The following is an 18,326-nucleotide window of genomic DNA, read 5'->3' on the forward strand; positions in this document are numbered from 1 at the left end:
TTGCATTGAAGGGCCAAAACAAGGATAATACAAGTACAAATGAGAATGTATGTTTGGTGGTTATCCGCTATGAAAAAATTCCTTCATCTGGATATCGACGCGTTTTTCGCCAGTGTAGAGCAGCTTGACCGCCCCGAGTTGCGCGGCAAGCCGGTCATCGTCGGGGGAACAGCCAATCGCGGCGTCGTCTCGACGTGCAGCTACGAGGCGCGCAAGTACGGTGTTCGCTCTGCCATGCCTGTCGCGATGGCGCGAAAAAAATGCCCGCAAGGTGTGTACCTCCCCGTCCGCTATGGGCGTTACATCGAGAAATCGGCGGAAGTCAGGGAGATTTTCACTTCCTATACGGCGCGTTACCAAACGGTCGGGTTGGACGAAGCCTACCTGGACGTCACGGACTACGAGAATGCCGTTCCCGTCGCGCGCGAGCTCAAGCGGCGAATCAAACGGGAGACAGGATTAACCTGTAGTATCGGTCTTTCCTATAATATGTCGCTGGCGAAAATCGCCAGTGATTTGAAAAAGCCGGACGCTTTTGTCATCATTCGTCCCGAGCAGGCGCTGGACGTACTGCGCCCTTTGCCGATCGGAACGCTGCACGGCGTCGGAAAAAAATCGCAGGAATTGCTCGCCAAAAAGGGCATTGCTACGGTCGAGGACTTTTGGCAACTGTCTCTGGACGAGGTCGTGCAACTGTTCGGCAAGTTTGGCCGCTCGCTGTACGACCGCTCCAGAGGGGAAGACAGCCGGGAGATCGTGATGGACCGCGCACCGAAGTCGACGAGCCGCGAGACGACACTGTCTTTTGACTTGTATGACCGCGAGTCGATCGCGCCGATTGCCTATTCCTTGCTGCGGGAAGTCGAAGAGGACGTGCGCCAGGATGGGGTCGAGCCGCAGACGATTACGCTCAAGATCAAGTACGCCGATTTTACGCAACGGACGAAACAGCACAAGGCAGTCGCAGGGGCCAACTGGCAAGAACTTCTGGACGATTTGCTCGATGCGTTTGATTACTCGCCGGGTGTCAGGCTGGTCGGAGTTGGCTTTTCCAATTTTGCCGAGCCGAAACAGGAGCGCTACGAGCAATTGTCCATGTTTCCTTGGAAGCTGGGGAGATAGGAGGAGGGGCAATGGGCGAGGAGAACCCGTTTCATTGTTGTGCGACCTGTACGCATTTTCGCGTGGAAAAAGCGCCCGGCGGCGTGACTTATCGCTGTTCGCGGCTGACGTACGAGACGCGGCCGGACTACCGTTTTCAGTGCTGGACTCCGACGGAGCGGGTCAAGCGCCTGATGGAGACGAGACAACAACCGTTCGATAGCGAATAAAAGACGACACCCCCGATGGCCACGTACTAGCGTGACAGCGGGGGTGTTGTTTGTTTGGCTGGAGCATGTGGTTGCTTCGTCAGTGGCTTGGTCAATCGGTCGCTCGGTCACCCAGTCGCTGCCGCAGCATTCGTCTGTGCGTTTCCTTTAGACATTAAGACGAATGCATCTCGCCTTTTGACGAAGAGACTCGCACGGCTCCACTCGCTTTGAGCTGGAGGAACAGCATGATGCCGAAGCCAAGCACGGCTGCTGCCACAACGAGGATGGCAGACGATACAGGCAACAAATCCGTCAAAATGCCGCCTGCCAACGGCCCGGCTACCATGCCGATCCCGTGGAACATGTTGAACAAAGCGTAGGCTGTGCCATAGGCGCCGCTTCCCCCTTGGTCGATGATGCTGCCCAAAGTCGGGAGGGTGGGTGACAGCGTAAAGCCTACGCCTGCGCCGACAAGCGCCATCGCAATTCCCGCCTGCCACAGCGAGCCAGCCCATACCAGTGAAGGCATGAAGACAGCGAGGATGACGATTCCGGCGAACATCAGCTTATACGGATTAAAACGGTTGGACAGCGAGCCTGCTACCGGGGCAATCAATCCGTAGGCCAAAGTCATCGCTGCAAACAGCAAGCCGATCGCAGTCGGGGTGATGCTGAACTTTTGCGTTAAAAAGACGGGCAGCGTCGGCTCCAAGAGACAGAGCGATACTTCCGCCAGCAGGACGATTCCGGCGATGAAGACGACCTGTGGATTGCGCAAAAATCCGCCTACCGCAAGCTTTTCGCTGGCTGTACGAGCCGCTTCTTCCTTCAGGAACAAAAAGACGAGCACGATGTTGATGACCGTAAAGGCCGCAGCGGCGAGAAACGGCATCCGGTGATCGCTGATCTCAAACAGCCAGCCGCCGATCGGTGCGCCGAGCAAAGTGCCTGTAGAAATAGCGGTCAACGCCGTTCCCATGACCGCTCCGCGCATTTTCGGAGGGAACAGGTCGGCGAGCAGGGCGAGAGCGGTCGGCCAAGTCGCAGCCGCTGCAATCCCTTGCACGAAGCGGGCAGTAATCAACAAGGCCATGGTGTCAGAGAACGCGAACAGCAGCGTGGAAGCTGCCAGCCCAATCAGGCCGACCAACAGCACGGCACGTCTGCCCAAGCGGTCCGAGATCGGGCCGAAGATCGGAGTGGCGAGCAGCATGGCGACCGCATAGCTGCTGAACAGAATGCCCATCATGGTAGAGGAGGGCTTTAGCGTCTCGGAAAAATAAGGGACGATTGGAATCAACAGACTGTAGAGCAGCATATCGATGAACAAAATCAGAATCACGAACAGCAAGCCAGTGCGTTGCGCTTTTGTCATTTGGGTAAAAACAGCCATGGTGAACACCTCATTTCAAGTCGTGTACTCGAAAAACTATTTTTGTTTTATTGGTTTTCGCAAAAAAAGAGAATAAAAGGGGCTACCTTTTATCCACAGGGATCAGGCCGTACAACAGAACATCGACAATCGCCGCCAAAGCTTCGGAAACCGTAATCTGGTTTTTCATGTAAAAGCGCTGATCCAGTGTCGAATTGACGGCGTCGATGATCAGCTTCATCACTAATGTCACGTTCATGTTGACGATCAGCCCTTCTTTGACCCCTTGTTCAATCAGGGTGCGCAGCGTCTGCCAATCGTCCGAGAGCGCGGAGTCGACCAGCGCCCATTGCTCCGGGTAGTAGCGCTTCATCTGTTCAAGAATGCGCAAATCGTAAAACTCGTAGTGTGTCGGCAACACGAGCATGACCCCTTTGATTTTATCGAGGAGAGAAAGACTGTCGTCAGCGAGAATTTGTCGGGTTTTTTCATCGCCCTCGGCAAACGTCTGGGAGATGATTGTTTCGAGAATCTCCACTTTGGAAGAAAAATGCTCATACAGCGTTCGCTTGCTGATCCCCAGCCTGCGCGCCAGGTCGTCCATGGAAAACTTCATGCCTTTTTCTCTGATCTCTTCAATAAAACCTTTCATGATTCGGTCTTTCATCTTCAGCGACCCCCTGCCTGACTTACGGGTGAAAACTATTTAAACAAAAACAGTTTTATAAGTACCGCCATTATGACACACTCTGATTGTCCGTGGCAAGGGGCGGCGCAAGCTTTTTCTTTTGCAACAGAGTGGTCGATTATGGTATAGTAGGTGCCGAAATCGCGGTTAATGGCTGCACATCATTTGGAGGTGCCCCGTGTTTTTAAACAAGCTGATGCCCAGTCAGTTCGTAGAGTCAATCCATCACATTGATATAGATCAATTGAAACGAAATAAAATCCGTGCGGTGATAACAGACCTGGACAATACGTTGGTGGAGTGGGACAGGCCGGAGGCTACTCCGGAGGTAATCGACTGGCTGGCCCGGATGCAGGAAGCAGGCATTCAGGTCACTGTTGTGTCCAACAACAACAAGGAGCGCGTACATCGCTTCTGTGCACCACTCGATCTCGGTTTTATTTGTGCGGCGAAAAAGCCGACCAACCGTGCCTTTTTGCAGGCAGTTCGGCAAATGAACGTGACCATCGCCGAGACTGTCGTGATTGGCGATCAATTGTTTACTGATGTGCTGGGGGGAAATCGACTGGGGTTTCATACGATCCTGGTCGTGCCTGTGGCCCAGACGGACGGTTTCTGGACGCGCTTTAACCGTCAGATGGAGCGCGTGGCTTTAAGCTGGATGGAAAGGAAAGGAATGGTTTCGTGGAGGAGAAAAGCATGACGGAACAAACACTCGGCTCTTGTGCCGGATGTGGGATCGCGATTCAGACAGAGGATGCGAAAAAGCCCGGCTATGCGCCGGAGTCGGCATTGGGGCGCAAGGTCGTCATCTGTCAGCGCTGCTATCGCATCAAGCATTACAATGAAGTCGCTCCGGTAGGAATGGGTGACGACGACTTCCTGAAAATTTTGGATGGCATCGGCTCTACGCAATCGCTGGTCGTCATGGTCGTCGATATTTTTGACTTCCAAGGCTCCTGGCTCAGAGGGCTGCCGCGCTTTGTCGGGAAAAACCCGATTTTGCTCGTGGGCAACAAAGTGGACTTGCTGCCGAAAAACATCAACCTGAACCGCGTGCGCAACTGGATGCAGCATGAAGCGAAAGAGCGCGGCTTGCGCCCGGAAGACATCGTGCTGATCAGCGCGCAAAAAGGACTGCATATCGACGAACTGTTGAATCGGATCGGGGAGCTGCGCAAAGGGCGCGACGTGTACATCGTCGGAGTGACCAATGTCGGCAAATCGACGATGATCAACCGCATCCTGCACGATTACGGAGCCGCAGAGCTGGAGATCACGACATCGCCGTTCCCTGGCACGACGCTCGATAAAATCGAAATTCCGCTGGAAGACGGCCGCTCCATTTACGATACGCCGGGCATCATCAACCGCGATCAGATTGGACATATGGTGTCGCCAGCCGATTTGCGCAAAATCACTCCGAAAAGCCGGATCAACTCCAAAGTATACCAGCTCGAAGCTGGACAAACTCTGTTTCTCGGCGGCTTGGCACGCATCGACTTTGTGCGTGGATCTAAACAGCCGTTTGTCGTTTATGTAGACAACGACCTGTACATTCATCGCACGAAGCTGGAAAAAGCGGACGAAGTGATGGAAAAGCATCACGGCACGCTGCTGGTGCCTCCGACAGGAGAAGAAGCGGCAAAAGCGCTCCCGCCGTTCGTCAAGCATTCCTTCAAGGTGACCCAATCGCAAATGTCTACGGATATCGTCATCTCCGGGCTGGGCTGGGTGACCATTCAAGGCAAGTACGAAGCGAACGTCGTGGTGCACGCGCCAAAAGGAGTAAGCGTGGGCATGCGCCGCGGGCTGATCTAGCCAGTCCAACAAGTATCCGCATATGGCGCTCCCTTTTTCGTGCCATATGCTAGAGAGAGAAGCTACGGGGGAGGAAATGCTCCATGATTACAAGCAAAACGCAGTTGGTTGGCCTGTTCGGACATCCGGTTTCCCATTCCCAATCTCCGATGATGCACAATGCTGCTTTTTCCGAGACCGGACTTGGATTCGCTTATGCGGCGTTTGACGTAGACCCGGAAGACTTGGCGGACGCGGTAGCGGGGATTCGCGCATTGGGCTTGCGCGGGATTAACGTGACGATTCCCCACAAGGTGGCGATCATGCCGATGCTCGATGAAATCGATCCGCTGGCGAAGCGCATCGGCGCGGTCAATACGGTCGTAAGCAAGGATGGCAGGCTGATCGGTTACAATACGGACGGCATGGGCTACGTCCGCTCGCTTGTAGCGGAGACGGGGATCGTGCTGGACAAACAAATTGTTACGATGATGGGCGCGGGCGGAGCTGCCCGTGCTGTTGCGTTTACTTTGGCGGAAAAAGGCGTCAAGGAAATTCGCATCATCAACCGCTCGCGGGAAAGAGCGGCTGTACTGGCAGAGCATGTGGGAACACTCGTCCCGACGCGGATCGTGGAGCAAGGGGAAGGCAAAGACGCCATCGCGGACTCCTCCCTGTTGATCAACACGACTTCCATCGGCATGCTGCCAAACGTGCAGGAAACCCCTGTGCCAGCAGAATGGCTCCATCCCGGCCTGACTGTCAGCGATCTGATCTACAACCCGCTGGAGACGCGCCTGTTGCGTGAAGCGAAAGAAATCGGCGCGACTGTCCACTCCGGCGTCGGGATGTTCGTAAACCAGGGGGCACTGGCATTTGAGCTGTGGACGGGAACAGACGCACCGACAGATGTCATGCGTGAGATTGTCTTGCAGCAACTGACGAAAACAACCTGATCAATCTTGATTGCAGGAATTAAAAGGAGGCATGCCGATGTTGACCGGCAAGCAAAAGCGCTTTTTGCGCGCAGAAGCACACCATCTCACCCCGATTTTCCAAGTAGGAAAAGGGGGCGTGAATGAAAATATGATCACCCAGATCAAAGAGGCGCTGGAAGTGCGCGAATTGATCAAAGTAGCGATCTTGCAAAACAACAGCGATGACAAACACGAGGTAGCAGAAGATTTGGCAGCAGGTGCGGGTGCCGAGCTGGTACAGCTGATCGGCCATACGGTTGTCTTGTACAAAGAGTCACGGGAGCACAAGACCATCAAGCTGCCGTAACCATAAGGACTACCGCCATGAAGCATGCCGTCAAAAAAGTAGGGATGATGGGCGGGACATTCGATCCGATCCACTGCGGTCATTTGCTGGCAGCAGAACAAGCCAGGGAACAGGCCGGGCTTGATGAAATCTGGTTCATGCCGACGCACATTCCTCCGCACAAACAGAGGGACAGTCTGACATTGGCAGAGCATCGCCTGAACATGGTTCAGATGGCTGTGGCCGATCACGAGGCTTTTCGCGTCACGGATATCGAGCTGAGAAGAGAAGGCCCGTCATACACTTACGACACAATGGTTCAGCTAACACAGCAGTTCCCTGATTGTCAGTTTTCTTTTATTATTGGGGGAGACATGGTCAAAATCTTGCCCAAATGGTACCAGTTCCAAGAGCTGCTTCGCATGGTACGCTTTATAGGACTCGCCCGGCCGGGCACCGAGCTGGATCGGGAGGCAAGCGAGTACGTCACTTTTGTGGAGATGCCGGTTTGGGACATCTCTTCCACGTTGATCCGCGAAAAGGCGGCTGCGGGCAAAAGCATCCGCTACTTGGTGCCAGCTGCTGTGGAGCGCTATATAAAGGAGAACCGATTCTATGAAACTCTTGACTAATCGGGAAGAACTGCTTGCCCGCATTCGGGCGCAAATGCATGAAAAGCGCTTCAACCACACGCTCGGAGTCGCCCAGTCAGCTCGCAACCTTGCCGTTCGCTACGGGGCTGACCCGGACAAAGCGGAGCTTGCAGGGCTGTTGCACGACTACTGCAAATGCTGGCCCGTGGAGAAAATGTTCGAAATTCTCGTTCGCCACGATATGCCGACAGAGCTTCTGGAAGGGGAAAAAGAGCTGTGGCACGCTTTTGCCGGGGCGATCGTCATCCAGACGGATCTCGGTGTGACAGATACGGATATTTTGCAAGCCGTTCGCTACCACACGACGGGGCGAGCGGGGATGTCCCTGTTAGAAAAAGTCGTTTGTGTGGCAGACTATATAGAACCGAACCGCATTTTTCCTGGTGTCGACGAGATTCGCGCGCTGGCTGAAAAGAATTTGGATCAAGCCTTGGCACTAGCTTTGGGCGGCACCATTCAGTTTTTGATAGAAAAGCAGAAAACGGTTTATCCGTTGACGCTGATTGCCTATAACGATCTGGTATCCCGCAAAGGGAGAGAAGGAGGGTTTTGATGGTTAAAACAGTAGAAGAGTTGGCTCGCTTGGTAGTGAAGGCAGCCGATGACAAAAAGGCAGAAAATCTCAAGGTGCTGGACATCAGCAAGCTGTCCGTCATTGCAGATTACTTCATGATTTGCCACGGAAACAACGAGCGCCAAGTACAGGCAATCGTGCGCGAGATTCGCGACCAGGCCCATAAAAACGGCTATGATGTTCGCGGGATTGAAGGGGCAGACGAAGGACGCTGGGTGCTGGTTGACCTGGGAGATATCGTCATTCACGTCTTCCACCGGGAAGATCGCGAGTTTTACAACCTGGAGCGCCTGTGGAAGGATGCAGAAGAGGTTTCCTTCGCTGTGCAAGGGTAATAAAGATGGCCTACGCACACATGGCCGCCGTCTACGATGCGTTGATGGCAGACACCCCCTACGATCAGTGGCTCGACTGGATTGAGCGCAGCTGGCAAAAAGGCAGCGCACCCAAGCGGATTATCGATCTCGGCTGCGGGACAGGGACGATCGCCATTCCGCTGGCGAAGCGGGGCTATCGCGTCACAGGTGTCGACCTCTCAGCCGAAATGCTGGCGATTGCCTACGATAAAATGCGCCAGGAGCAAGTAGAGGTAGCGTGGGTGGAACAAGATATGCGCGAGCTTTCCTTGCCGGAAGCCGATGCGGTCATTTCCTTGTGCGACTCTCTCAGCTACTTGACAGAAGAGGCGGACGTGCAAGAGACGTTTCGACGCGTGTTCGCTCATCTTGCTCCAGGGGGAAGCTTCTTGTTTGATGTGCACAGTCCGTACAAGATGCTGCACGTTTTCGGAGACGAGACGTTCACCTACGTCGACGACGAGGTTTCGTACATTTGGCAATGTTTCTGCGACCCGCTTCGCCTGGAAGTAGAGCATCAGCTGACCTTTTTCATCCGCCAGCCAAACGGCTTGTACGAGCGGATGGAGGAGGAGCATTGGCAAAGAGCTTACCAGCCTGTGCAACTGATGCGCTGGCTCGCGGAGGCCGGGTTCACGGACATCGTCATTACGGCAGACTATTCGGACTTGCCACCGCAGGAAGCGAGCGAGCGCCTGTTTTTTTCCGCACGCAAGCCATAAAGTTTGACATGGTTGGTTCCAATTGACTATAATGGCGTTATAACTGCAAATTTCGACGCGTTTAAGAGGAATAGTAGGAATATGCCCCGCGAGCATACAGAGAGTTGACGGCAGGTGCAAGTCAACCCGGGATCGTCCGAACTCGCCTCTCAGCACTCGCCTTGAAGGCCATTCTAATATGGTTGTGTAAGGGTGGGCGGCTCATCCCCGTTACGGATTTAAGCGGGTGGATGCTTTGCATTCGCCAATGTGGGTGGTACCGCGGGAGTATAAACAAACCTCTCGTCCCTTTCGTTCAAGCGATTGGGGCGTGAGGTTTTCTTTATATGGCCGAAAGGCAGTTTGGATCATGATGTTGGCAACAGCTTGGCATAGCCAAGTTTTCTACTTTTTTACCTATTTCAAGATGGGAGTGCTCTACCATGGTTTTCAGTCATCGTGAAGTCGAAAAAAAATGGCAACAATACTGGGAGCAAAACAAAACCTTTAAAACATCAGAAGACCCAGGCAAGCAAAAGTTTTACGCTCTCGATATGTTCCCGTACCCTTCCGGTGCAGGGCTGCACGTCGGACATCCGGAAGGCTATACGGCTACCGATATTTTGTCTCGCATGAAGCGGATGCAAGGCTACAACGTGCTTCACCCAATGGGCTGGGATGCGTTTGGTCTGCCTGCTGAGCAATACGCGCTCGACACAGGCAATGACCCTGCGGAGTTCACGGAAAAAAATATCAACACGTTCCGCCGCCAAATCAAGTCTTTGGGCTTCTCCTACGATTGGGACAGAGAGATCAACACGACTGACCCGCACTACTACAAATGGACCCAGTGGATTTTCACGAAGCTGTATGAGCACGGCTTGGCGTACATTGACGAAGTAGCTGTAAACTGGTGCCCTGCACTGGGAACGGTGCTGGCAAACGAAGAAGTCATCGATGGCAAGAGCGAGCGCGGCGGACATCCAGTCGAGCGCCGTCCAATGAAGCAATGGGTGCTGAAAATTACGGCCTATGCGGAAAGACTGCTGCAAGACCTGGAAGAGCTGGATTGGCCGGAGAGCATCAAGGAAATGCAGCGCAACTGGATCGGCCGCTCCGAAGGGGCAGAAGTTACTTTTGCCGTCGACGGACACGATCAAAGCTTTACCGTCTTCACGACGCGCCCGGACACGCTCTACGGCGCTACTTACGCGGTACTCGCTCCAGAGCACAAACTGGTTGAGCAGATTACCAGCCCAGAGCAAAAAGCAGCCGTAGAAGCTTATCTGGAGCAAGCCAAACACAAAAGCGATCTGGAACGTACAGACCTGGCAAAAGAAAAGACAGGGGTATTCACCGGGGCATACGCCATCAATCCGGTAAACGGCGAGCGCCTGCCGATCTGGATCGCGGACTACGTGCTGATCAGCTATGGAACCGGCTCGATCATGGCGGTACCTGCACACGACGAGCGCGACTATGAATTTGCAAAAACATTCGACCTGCCGATCAAAGCAGTAATCGCGGGTGGAGACATTTCCAAAGAAGCGTACACAGGCGATGGAGAGCATATCAATTCCGGCATGCTCGACGGTCTGAACAAAGAGCAGGCGATCAACAAAATGATCGAATGGCTGGAAGCCGAAGGCAAAGGAAATCGCAAAGTGACCTACCGTCTGCGCGACTGGCTGTTCAGCCGTCAACGCTACTGGGGTGAGCCGATTCCGATTTTGCACCTCGAAGATGGCACGATGAAAACTGTTCCCGTATCCGAACTGCCGATTATGCTGCCAAAAACAAAAGAAATCAAGCCATCCGGCACGGGCGAATCGCCGCTTGCCAACATTACCGACTGGCTGAACACCGTCGATCCGGAAACAGGCATGAAAGCGCGCCGCGAAACCAACACGATGCCGCAATGGGCGGGCAGCTGCTGGTACTTCCTGCGCTTTATCGATCCGCACAACGATCAAGCCATGGCTGATCCGGAAAAGCTGAAAGAATGGCTGCCAGTCGACATCTACATCGGTGGAGCAGAGCACGCGGTACTGCACTTGCTGTACTCCCGTTTCTGGCACAAATTCCTGTACGACATCGGCGTCGTACCTACCAAGGAGCCATTCCAAAAGCTGTTTAACCAAGGAATGATCCTCGGCGAAAACAACGAAAAAATGAGCAAATCCAAAGGCAACGTCGTCAACCCTGACGATATCGTACACAGCCACGGCGCTGATACGCTCCGCCTGTACGAGATGTTCATGGGGCCGCTGGATGCTTCCATCGCCTGGTCGACAAAAGGCCTCGATGGTGCGCGCCGCTTCCTGGACCGCGTATACCGCCTGTTCGTGCAAGACAACGGCCAGCTGAACGAGAAAATCGTCGATACGAAAAAAGCGACGAGCATGGAGCGCGTTTACCATCAAACCGTGAAAAAAGTAACCGAAGACTACGAGGGCCTGCGTTTCAACACAGGTATCTCCCAACTGATGGTATTCGTGAACGAAGCGTACAAAGCAGACGTTCTGCCGAAATCGTACATGGAAGACTTCGTAAAAATGTTGTCGCCAATCGCTCCGCACTTGGGTGAAGAACTGTGGGAGAAGCTCGGACACAACGAAACGATCTCCTACGAAGCATGGCCAACTTACGATGAGTCGAAGCTGGTGGAGGACGAAGTGGAAATCGTCATCCAGATCAACGGCAAGAACAAAGAGAAGTTGCTGATCGCTTCCGATTCGACCAAGGAACAAATGGAAGAGCTGGCGCTTAACAACGACATGATCAAAGAACTGATCGATGGCAAAACGATCGTCAAAATCATTGCCGTTCCTGGCAAACTGGTCAACATCGTCGTTCGCTAATCGATTCGAGTGAACAACCATACAAGATTATTTGCTTGCTACTTCTGTTGTTAGCCACCGCTGCTGGTTAGAAGAGGAAGCTTGATGATCCAAACGGAAAAAAGGAGTGGAGCTTGCATTAGCAGGCGTCCCACTCCTTTTTGATTATCTGCGTGCGGGTCCGGCAAGCAAGCCTGTCACGCGGCGCCTGATCAAGCGTACTGTCACGCAGCCTATCACGCGCCCGGGTCAAGCGTATCCGTCACGCAGCCTATCACGCGCCCGGTCAAGTGTACTGTCACGCAGCCTATCACGCGCCCGGTCAAGTGTACTATCACGCAGCCCATCACGCGCCCGGTCAAGCATACTGTCACGAAGCCTGTCATGCGTCTGGTCAAGCGTACCCGTCACGCGATCTTTTATAATCGACCTGTGCAACGATCAGCACATATGCAAGCTACTGCGGCTGCTCATTCAAGTAACGGTCAAGCAGTTCCTGATCCTCGGAAAATTTCGCTCGTGTGCGCTGGAATACTTCTCTGAAAATGCCTGGAAACTTACTTTGCAAAGGAATCAAACCTTCTCCGGTGATGCCTCCCGGGACGCAGACCCGTTGCTGCAAGGAAGGGAGCGTAAATTTTTCTTCCCGAAGCAAGTCAGCCACGCCGATCAGCATCTGCGAGGTCAAATACGTAGCAGCCTCTGGAGAAATGTTTGTCTCCTCCACGGCATCTTGAATCATCTGCTGCAAAATGTAGCTGAGAAAAGCAGGGCCGCAACTGGCGATGTCCGAAGTGATGCGCAAAAACGGTTCGCTGATTTCGACCGGGGTACTGATGTGGGCGAAAAGATTGCGGATGTAATGACGTTGCTCCTCGCTAACCCGCGACCCGAACTCGCATAGACTGACTCCGCTTTGTGCGGCATTGGTAATGCTGGGCACGACCCGGGCGATGGCGCATGGCACTTTCGATTCCAGATGCTCCAGTTTGATCGGGCTGGTAATGGTGATGAACAGATGTCCCTCCGTCAAAACAGGGGCGAGTTGGGCAAGCAGCTCGCTGTATTCCAGCGGCTTGACGCACAACACGATGATGTTGGCTTCTCTGGCCAAGTCTGCGTTGCTATGAGCGACCGCCAGCCCGCCAAGCCGCTTTGCGAGCTGTTCGGCTTTTTCGATTGTGCGATTGGTGATGATCATTTGGCTGGGAGACAGCGCTTTGGCGGACAGCAATGCTTCAATTAAGATACTGCCCATGCTGCCCGTACCAATGAACCCGATTTTATCCATGGGCATACCTCCCTCCGATATTCTTTTCCCATTCTATGTGGCAATTTTGCCAATCATGACCGGATGATCGTTTATTGCGCAACGATGTGGTCTTTGATCTTCTCGAACATCTTGGCCCCGATCCCCGATACCTTTTTCAACTCGTCGACCGAGCGAAAACGACCGACTTGCGTGCGGTATTCCAGGATCGCTGCTGCCCGCGACTCGCCGATTCCAGGCAACGTCATCAGCTCCTGGACTGTGGCCGAGTTGAGATTGACCGTTTTGCCTGGTTGCTTGCTGCTCCCCGCACCTGGAGCACCATTCACGCCCACCTGGACAGAAGCGGGGGAGGGCAAGCCTACGCCGGGCAGGGGAGAAGTGCCGCTGCTGCCTTTTGCCGGGATGATCAAGGCGGTGCCGTCAGCGAGTGGCTGAGCCAGATTGATTTGATCGAGGTCTGCCTGTGGAAGCGCTCCGCCAGCCTCTTCGATCGCATCTGCGACCCGCTTGCCAGGCGCAAAGCGATACAGCCCCGGTTTTTTCACTTTTCCTTTCACGTCGACGTAAAGAGACGGAGCAGCTTGCTCTTGTGCCGCCCCGGCTGCAAGCTGCCTGGAAGCCGAAGCAGGCACCGACGCGTCAGGTGCGGCTCTTTGCTCCGCTGGCGTGGTGGCAACGGATGGCGCTTTCGGCTCCGCTGCGCCCTGCGCATAGGCAGACGCAGCGATCGGCACGCCAACCGTCCCTTCGCGGTTGTCTCGCTGATAAAGCCAAAAGCTGAGCGCCAAAAAAGCGATGGCCGCAACGATCAGAATGAGACGGCGATAACGTTCCCACCAATCGAGAAGCATGACAAAAGACCCTCCCTTACCCCGCGCGTGATTGTGAAATCGCTCTAGTCACAATCTACGAAAAGTAAGAGAGGGTCTGCAAATTTTTTTCACTCGCTCCTTGCCAGTTAAGTTAACCGATGTGCTGCAAGGAATTTTTTTTGCGGCGAATGTCTACGTTTGGACTGACATACGGATCAAACGTATATTTTTGCTCGATGAAAATTTGGTGCCACAGCATGAAGACGAGAATCGTCCAGATTTTGCGGCTGTAGTCGGCATTGCCTTCGCGATGCTCGTCAAGCATGTAGAGCACGTAAGCCTTGTTGATCAAATTGTCGACCTTCGATTCGAAAATGATCTCTTTGGCCCATTTGTAAAACTCGTTTTTTAGCCAATGGCGCGTCGGAACCGGGAAGCCCAGTTTCTTCTTCGACTTGATTTCCTGCGGCAAGAAGTCTTTCATCGCCTCGCGCAGAACGTGTTTGGTCGTGCCGTTGGCGATCTTGTACTTCGTTGGAATGGTCGCAGCAAATTCGAACACCTTCAGATCGATGAACGGAACGCGCAGCTCCAGGGAGTTGGCCATCGTCATTTTGTCGGCTTTCATCAAAATGTTTCCGCGCAGCCAAGTGTGAATGTCCAGATACTGCATTTTCGTTACATCATCGTACTGGGAGGCGCGCTTGTAAATGTCTTCGGTGATCGTAAACGGCGAAACGTACGATTCAGAGCGTGCGATGTCGTCCATCACGACGCGTCTTTTCATCTCTTCGCTGAAAATCAGGGCGTTTCCGAAAAAGCGTTGTTCAACCGTTTTCGAACCGCGGATGAGGAAGTTTTTCCCTTTTACCTGATCAGGCAGGCGATGGGCCATGTAGCCGATGGACTGGCGCATCCAGCCCGGCATGCCGGAAAACATTTTGAGAGAGCTAGGTTCTCTGTAGATGTTGTACCCGCCAAAAAATTCGTCGGCACCTTCGCCAGACAAGACGACGGTGACGTGCTCGCTTGCCATTTGCGCAACGAAGTAGAGCAAGATCGCAGAAGGGTCTGCCACCGGCTCATCCTGATGCCAGATGAGACGCGGTAATTCGTCCATGTATTGCTGGGCGTTGATTACCCGCTCGAAGTGCTCGGTTCCCAAAAAGCCAGCCGTGCGCTTGGCGAAATCAAGCTCGCTGTAGCCAGGGATGTCTGATCCGACAGAAAAAGTTTTCACCGGCTCAAAGGTGCGCAGCATGGCGACGATACTGCTGGAATCGACGCCGCTGGAGAGGAAAGCTCCGCGCGGCACTTCGCTAATCCGGTGTTTGTCGATCGACTCCATCATCACATCGCGGGTTCCTTCGACGAAATACGAGAACGGCTTGCTCTCATCCGGCTTGAACTCCACGTCCCAGTAGCGTTCCAGCTTGATCTGGTCGTTTTCGACGATGAACGAGTGCGCTGGCGGGATGCGATAGATGCCTTGATACATCGTTTCCGGATCAGGCACGTATTGGAAAGTCAAGTAATGATAAAAACCGTTGTGGTTTACTTCGCGCGTAAAGCCAGGAATCTCCAATAAGCTTTTGATTTCGCTGGCGACCCCGATGGAATCTTGCGTCTCCACGTAGTAGAGCGGCTTGATCCCGAAGTGGTCGCGTGCGCCGAACAACCGTTTTTTGCGGGAGTCGTAAATGGTAAAGCCGAACATGCCGCGCAAATGTTTAGGTGCTTCTGTTCCTACCTCCTCGTAGAGGTGCAGGATGGTTTCAATATCAGAATCGGTATGGAAAACGTGACCGATGTCTTTTAACCATTGTTGCAATTCCTTGTAGTTGTACACTTCACCGTTGCCAATAATCCAGATGTCACGTGTTTCGTTAAACAGCGGTTGATGCCCGCCTTCCACGTCAATGATGCTTAAACGACGAAAGCCCAGGGCGATGTTGTCTTCGAGATGAAAACCATCGTCGTCTGGACCACGGTGCAGGATGATACCGGTCATCGCGCTGATCGCTTCTTGCCTAACTGGCATTTGCCGCTTGTTGTAGAGTGTTACGATTCCACACATATGAAATGACTCTTCCTCTCACTGGATTGCTCCTGCTAACTCTATCACGTATCGCAAGCTGGCGCAATCTCTTCTGAATGCTTGGGACTGTACGCAAAACAGTCGTACAGCCTAAGGAAAAAGGACTCTCGTCTCTTCTATTTTTGTCCGCACGCCAAGGGATATACTCTCCTAAAGAAAAGAACAGTTCGACAAAGAACGGAGGGAGAGACTATGTCACTTTGGGGCGCTAGTCTGGCCGTAATGAGCGGTTTTCTCCTGGCTGCCTACGTCCAGTCCTTTTGGATGGCGGGCGTTCTCGGCGCATGGGCAGCAGTCTTGGCGTTTCTTCCGCTTGTCTACCGAAGGCGGCTCGCTTTTTACTGCTTCCTCTCTATTCTAGCAGGTCTCTATTTTTATGGGTACGAGATTCTCCATGCGTCCACGCTGAAACCATCAGCTGAACAGCAAGCGGCTGTCTGGGTTCGTGGAGAGATTGCTTCTGTCGTCAAGCGGGACGGCGATGCTGCCCGTTTTTTTGCCACCATCAGCGAATGGGGGGAGGAAAAAGAGCGGTTGCGACCGCTTGCCAGTAACGAAAAAATAGTTCTTCGCGTCCAATTAGGTACGGCTGAGGAAGCAGCTGCGATTGAAAAGTGGCGGACGGGCAGCCAGCTGACGGCCTTTGTCCGGCTGGCTTTGCCGAGTGGGGCGCGTAACCCGCATGCTTTTGACTATGCCCGCTATTTGCATTGGCAAGGGGTACACGTCACAGGCGACACATCATTTGGCGAGGTGCGCACAGAAGCGGTGGCAAGCGTATGGGGGAGCTTTCAGGAGTGGCAGGAGGCGGGAGCGAGCCGGATTGACCGCTTGTTTCCCGATCAAGAAACGGCGGGATACATGAAGTCGTTGCTGCTTGGGGTCAGTCAGGAGGTGACGCCCCAGCTTGCGTCCATGTACACCAATTTGGGCCTGAGCCATATTCTCGCCATATCCGGCTTGCATGTGACACTGGTGACCTCGATGTTTTTGTGGACGCTGGAAAAAGCGGGCGTCAGCCGTCGCTGGGGCTTATGTGCGACGGTCTTGCTGCTTGTGGGTTACGTACTGCTCGTTGGCGCCAGTGCTTCCGCTGTGCGAGCCGGCTTGATGGGAGGAGTGGGCCTTGTCTGTCAGGTCGTGGGAAAAAGACTGGATGGAAAAGAGGTTTGGGCAGGCGCGCTCCTCGGCATGCTCGCCACGAATCCGTATCAGTTGTGGCATGTCGGCTTCCAACTGTCTTTTGCCGTTACACTGGGGCTTATTTTGTTTGTGCCGTACAGCCAGCAAGTAGCTGTCCGCGTGCCTGCGTGGATCAGAACACTTGTGGCTGTGACGGTTTCCGCCCAGCTCGTCTCTTTTCCGTTTCTGCTGTACCATTTCCACCAGTTTTCTCCGCTTTCCTGGCTGGTCAATCTGATTGTGACGCCTGTGCTGTCTTTTTCTGTCTTGCCGCTCGGATATGCGGCGATCGTGCTTGATTTGCTTCACCCGGCGCTGGCGACGCTCCCTGTCTGGGTGGCTACCCATTTGCTCAGCTGGGTACACGAACCGCTCCTGGCTATGGATCAGTGGCTGATTCCATTTACCTACTGGCCGCATCCGGAATGGTGGTGGCTCCTCCTGTATGCCTGTTTTCTCGGGAGCATGCCCAGTTTGTGGAAGCTCGGTTTTCATCGGAAACGCGACGTCGTGCTCTGTTTGGCCTTATTTCTCGGGCTTTTGGCGGCGGCGAGACAACCGTTCGCAGGCAGCGATGAAGTGCGAATCACGTTCCTGGATGTCGGGCAAGGGGATTCCATCGTTGTCGAAATTGGCAATCAGAAGGTATACTTAATGGATGCGGGTGGGACAATGCGCCATCCGGCAGCGGAGCCATGGATGGAAAAGCGCGACCCGTTTGAAGTGGGCAAAGACGTCGTCCTCCCGTTTCTGATGTCGCGCGGGATTGAGAAAATTGACCGTGTCATCATGACGCATGGCGATTGGGACCATATCGGTGGAATGAAAGCGCTGGTGCCCCGCTTTTCTTTTGGAGAAGTGATGGTGAATGCTGCAACACCGGAGGAGAAAGAGACGGAGATTCTCCAGATGTTCCAGCAAAAAGGCGTTCCCATTACGACTGGCACCCCTGGTCAGGTGTGGTCGGATGGGCCGGAAATCGAATGGAAATGGCTTCATCCTGGAAAAACGACTCTTCGCGGCAATGATGCGTCCGTCGTGCTTCAGCTGACGGCATACAACAAAACGGTCTTATTTACGGGAGATGTGGAAAAGGACGGAGAGGCGGTCCTTGTGCAAAACGGCTTGACGCCCGTCGACGTTTTGAAAGTCGCCCATCACGGCAGCAAAAGCTCCAGTACCGACGAACTGCTGGCAGCTGTTTCTCCCGAGGCAGCGGTCATTTCGGTTGGCGTGAACAATCGGTACGGACATCCTGCGAGCGAGGTACTGCATCGTCTGGAAAGCTGCGGTGCTGCCGTTTACCGAACGGATCAGCAAGGGGCGGTTACGCTGATTATCTCGTCTGCGGGACTGATTTGGAAGACCCAACAATTGGATACATAACATGGTTGCAACCTT

At 53.8% G+C, this 18,326-nt stretch carries 17 protein-coding genes and 1 other annotated feature; of the genes, 12 read left to right on the forward strand and 5 right to left on the reverse strand.

Annotation, left to right across the window (positions count from 1 at the left end; genetic code table 11):
* Positions 1–69: 69 nt before the first annotated feature.
* Complete coding sequence (locus tag NST23_RS09755; RefSeq protein ID WP_122964140.1) at positions 70–1,122, forward strand: DNA polymerase IV; 1,053 nt, start codon at positions 70–72, stop codon at positions 1,120–1,122.
* An 11-nt stretch (positions 1,123–1,133) separates the two neighbouring features.
* Positions 1,134–1,331: a hypothetical protein gene (locus tag NST23_RS09760; protein WP_122964139.1), complete on the forward strand. Its 198-nt coding sequence runs from the start codon at positions 1,134–1,136 to the stop codon at positions 1,329–1,331.
* A gap of 154 nt (positions 1,332–1,485) precedes the next feature.
* Here NST23_RS09760 and NST23_RS09765 read toward each other — a convergent pair whose 3' ends face one another.
* Together NST23_RS09765 and NST23_RS09770 are read right to left on the reverse strand one after the other, a co-directional pair.
* On the reverse strand, positions 1,486–2,706 hold the full coding sequence (locus NST23_RS09765) for an MFS transporter (RefSeq protein WP_173597428.1): 1,221 nt from the start codon (positions 2,704–2,706) through the stop codon (positions 1,486–1,488).
* 82 nt (positions 2,707–2,788) lie between these two features.
* Positions 2,789–3,352 carry a TetR/AcrR family transcriptional regulator gene (locus NST23_RS09770; protein WP_340963602.1) on the reverse strand — a complete coding sequence of 188 codons (564 nt, stop codon included), beginning with the start codon at positions 3,350–3,352 and terminating at the stop codon, positions 2,789–2,791.
* A gap of 199 nt (positions 3,353–3,551) precedes the next feature.
* On the opposite strand from NST23_RS09770, the gene NST23_RS09775 reads away from it, so the two are divergent.
* The 9 genes from NST23_RS09775 to leuS all read left to right on the forward strand — a co-directional run bounded on the left by NST23_RS09775 (position 3,552) and on the right by leuS (position 11,581).
* Positions 3,552–4,076: a YqeG family HAD IIIA-type phosphatase gene (locus tag NST23_RS09775; protein ID WP_122964136.1), complete on the forward strand. Its 525-nt coding sequence runs from the start codon at positions 3,552–3,554 to the stop codon at positions 4,074–4,076.
* Positions 4,073–5,194, forward strand: a complete 1,122-nt coding sequence (gene yqeH, locus NST23_RS09780) for a ribosome biogenesis GTPase YqeH (RefSeq protein ID WP_122964135.1) — start codon at positions 4,073–4,075, stop codon at positions 5,192–5,194. The genes NST23_RS09775 and yqeH overlap by 4 nt, the downstream gene beginning before the upstream one ends.
* 83 nt (positions 5,195–5,277) lie before the next feature.
* On the forward strand, positions 5,278–6,129 hold the full coding sequence (locus NST23_RS09785; RefSeq protein WP_173597426.1) for a shikimate dehydrogenase: 852 nt from the start codon (positions 5,278–5,280) through the stop codon (positions 6,127–6,129).
* A gap of 37 nt (positions 6,130–6,166) precedes the next feature.
* Complete coding sequence (gene yhbY / locus NST23_RS09790; RefSeq protein ID WP_122964133.1) at positions 6,167–6,457, forward strand: ribosome assembly RNA-binding protein YhbY; 291 nt, start codon at positions 6,167–6,169, stop codon at positions 6,455–6,457.
* A 17-nt stretch (positions 6,458–6,474) separates the two neighbouring features.
* Positions 6,475–7,068: a nicotinate-nucleotide adenylyltransferase gene (locus tag NST23_RS09795; protein WP_122964132.1), complete on the forward strand. Its 594-nt coding sequence runs from the start codon at positions 6,475–6,477 to the stop codon at positions 7,066–7,068.
* The gene (gene yqeK / locus NST23_RS09800; RefSeq protein WP_122964131.1) at positions 7,052–7,642 is read left to right on the forward strand and encodes a bis(5'-nucleosyl)-tetraphosphatase (symmetrical) YqeK; all 591 of its coding nucleotides are present in this window, start codon (positions 7,052–7,054) and stop codon (positions 7,640–7,642) included. Before NST23_RS09795 ends, yqeK begins: the two co-directional genes overlap by 17 nt.
* A complete protein-coding gene (rsfS, locus tag NST23_RS09805; RefSeq protein ID WP_063231353.1) occupies positions 7,642–7,998 on the forward strand; it encodes a ribosome silencing factor in 357 nt (118 codons plus the stop codon). Before yqeK ends, rsfS begins: the two co-directional genes overlap by 1 nt.
* 5 nt (positions 7,999–8,003) lie before the next feature.
* On the forward strand, positions 8,004–8,741 hold the full coding sequence (locus NST23_RS09810) for a class I SAM-dependent DNA methyltransferase (RefSeq protein WP_173598595.1): 738 nt from the start codon (positions 8,004–8,006) through the stop codon (positions 8,739–8,741).
* A gap of 51 nt (positions 8,742–8,792) precedes the next feature.
* Positions 8,793–9,034, forward strand: a binding site (T-box leader).
* A gap of 129 nt (positions 9,035–9,163) precedes the next feature.
* On the forward strand, positions 9,164–11,581 hold the full coding sequence (gene leuS, locus NST23_RS09815) for a leucine--tRNA ligase (RefSeq protein ID WP_173597424.1): 2,418 nt from the start codon (positions 9,164–9,166) through the stop codon (positions 11,579–11,581).
* A gap of 436 nt (positions 11,582–12,017) precedes the next feature.
* Here leuS and comER read toward each other — a convergent pair whose 3' ends face one another.
* The 3 genes from comER to asnB form a co-directional block, all read right to left on the reverse strand.
* Complete coding sequence (gene comER, locus NST23_RS09820) at positions 12,018–12,851, reverse strand: late competence protein ComER (protein ID WP_122964128.1); 834 nt, start codon at positions 12,849–12,851, stop codon at positions 12,018–12,020.
* A 71-nt stretch (positions 12,852–12,922) separates the two neighbouring features.
* Positions 12,923–13,684: a helix-hairpin-helix domain-containing protein gene (locus tag NST23_RS09825; RefSeq protein ID WP_340963604.1), complete on the reverse strand. Its 762-nt coding sequence runs from the start codon at positions 13,682–13,684 to the stop codon at positions 12,923–12,925.
* Positions 13,685–13,796: 112 nt separating this feature from the next.
* A complete protein-coding gene (gene asnB / locus NST23_RS09830) occupies positions 13,797–15,722 on the reverse strand; it encodes an asparagine synthase (glutamine-hydrolyzing) (RefSeq protein ID WP_122964126.1) in 1,926 nt (641 codons plus the stop codon).
* A 213-nt stretch (positions 15,723–15,935) separates the two neighbouring features.
* On the opposite strand from asnB, the gene NST23_RS09835 reads away from it, so the two are divergent.
* Positions 15,936–18,311 (forward strand): DNA internalization-related competence protein ComEC/Rec2, encoded by a 2,376-nt coding sequence (locus tag NST23_RS09835; protein ID WP_340963607.1) that lies wholly within the window; start codon positions 15,936–15,938, stop codon positions 18,309–18,311.
* Positions 18,312–18,326: the final 15 nt, after the last annotated feature.

Source organism: Brevibacillus sp. FSL K6-0770, assembly GCF_038000275.1.
GTDB classification, from domain to species: domain Bacteria; phylum Bacillota; class Bacilli; order Brevibacillales; family Brevibacillaceae; genus Brevibacillus; species Brevibacillus parabrevis.

Excerpts from the sequence above, each read along its gene's own strand:
- NST23_RS09755 (WP_122964140.1), top strand. The coding sequence starts at position 70 with ATGAAAAAATTCCTTCATCTGGATATCGACGCGTTTTTCGCCAGTGTA.
- NST23_RS09760 (WP_122964139.1), top strand. The coding sequence starts at position 1,134 with ATGGGCGAGGAGAACCCGTTTCATTGTTGTGCGACCTGTACGCATTTT.
- NST23_RS09765 (WP_173597428.1), bottom strand. The coding sequence starts at position 2,706 with ATGGCTGTTTTTACCCAAATGACAAAAGCGCAACGCACTGGCTTGCTG.
- NST23_RS09770 (WP_340963602.1), bottom strand. The coding sequence starts at position 3,352 with ATGAAAGACCGAATCATGAAAGGTTTTATTGAAGAGATCAGAGAAAAA.
- yqeH (WP_122964135.1), top strand. The coding sequence starts at position 4,073 with ATGACGGAACAAACACTCGGCTCTTGTGCCGGATGTGGGATCGCGATT.
- NST23_RS09785 (WP_173597426.1), top strand. The coding sequence starts at position 5,278 with ATGATTACAAGCAAAACGCAGTTGGTTGGCCTGTTCGGACATCCGGTT.
- yhbY (WP_122964133.1), top strand. The coding sequence starts at position 6,167 with ATGTTGACCGGCAAGCAAAAGCGCTTTTTGCGCGCAGAAGCACACCAT.
- NST23_RS09795 (WP_122964132.1), top strand. The coding sequence starts at position 6,475 with ATGAAGCATGCCGTCAAAAAAGTAGGGATGATGGGCGGGACATTCGAT.
- yqeK (WP_122964131.1), top strand. The coding sequence starts at position 7,052 with ATGAAACTCTTGACTAATCGGGAAGAACTGCTTGCCCGCATTCGGGCG.
- rsfS (WP_063231353.1), top strand. The coding sequence starts at position 7,642 with ATGGTTAAAACAGTAGAAGAGTTGGCTCGCTTGGTAGTGAAGGCAGCC.
- NST23_RS09810 (WP_173598595.1), top strand. The coding sequence starts at position 8,004 with ATGGCCTACGCACACATGGCCGCCGTCTACGATGCGTTGATGGCAGAC.
- leuS (WP_173597424.1), top strand. The coding sequence starts at position 9,164 with ATGGTTTTCAGTCATCGTGAAGTCGAAAAAAAATGGCAACAATACTGG.
- comER (WP_122964128.1), bottom strand. The coding sequence starts at position 12,851 with ATGGATAAAATCGGGTTCATTGGTACGGGCAGCATGGGCAGTATCTTA.
- NST23_RS09825 (WP_340963604.1), bottom strand. The coding sequence starts at position 13,684 with ATGCTTCTCGATTGGTGGGAACGTTATCGCCGTCTCATTCTGATCGTT.
- asnB (WP_122964126.1), bottom strand. The coding sequence starts at position 15,722 with ATGTGTGGAATCGTAACACTCTACAACAAGCGGCAAATGCCAGTTAGG.
- NST23_RS09835 (WP_340963607.1), top strand. The coding sequence starts at position 15,936 with ATGTCACTTTGGGGCGCTAGTCTGGCCGTAATGAGCGGTTTTCTCCTG.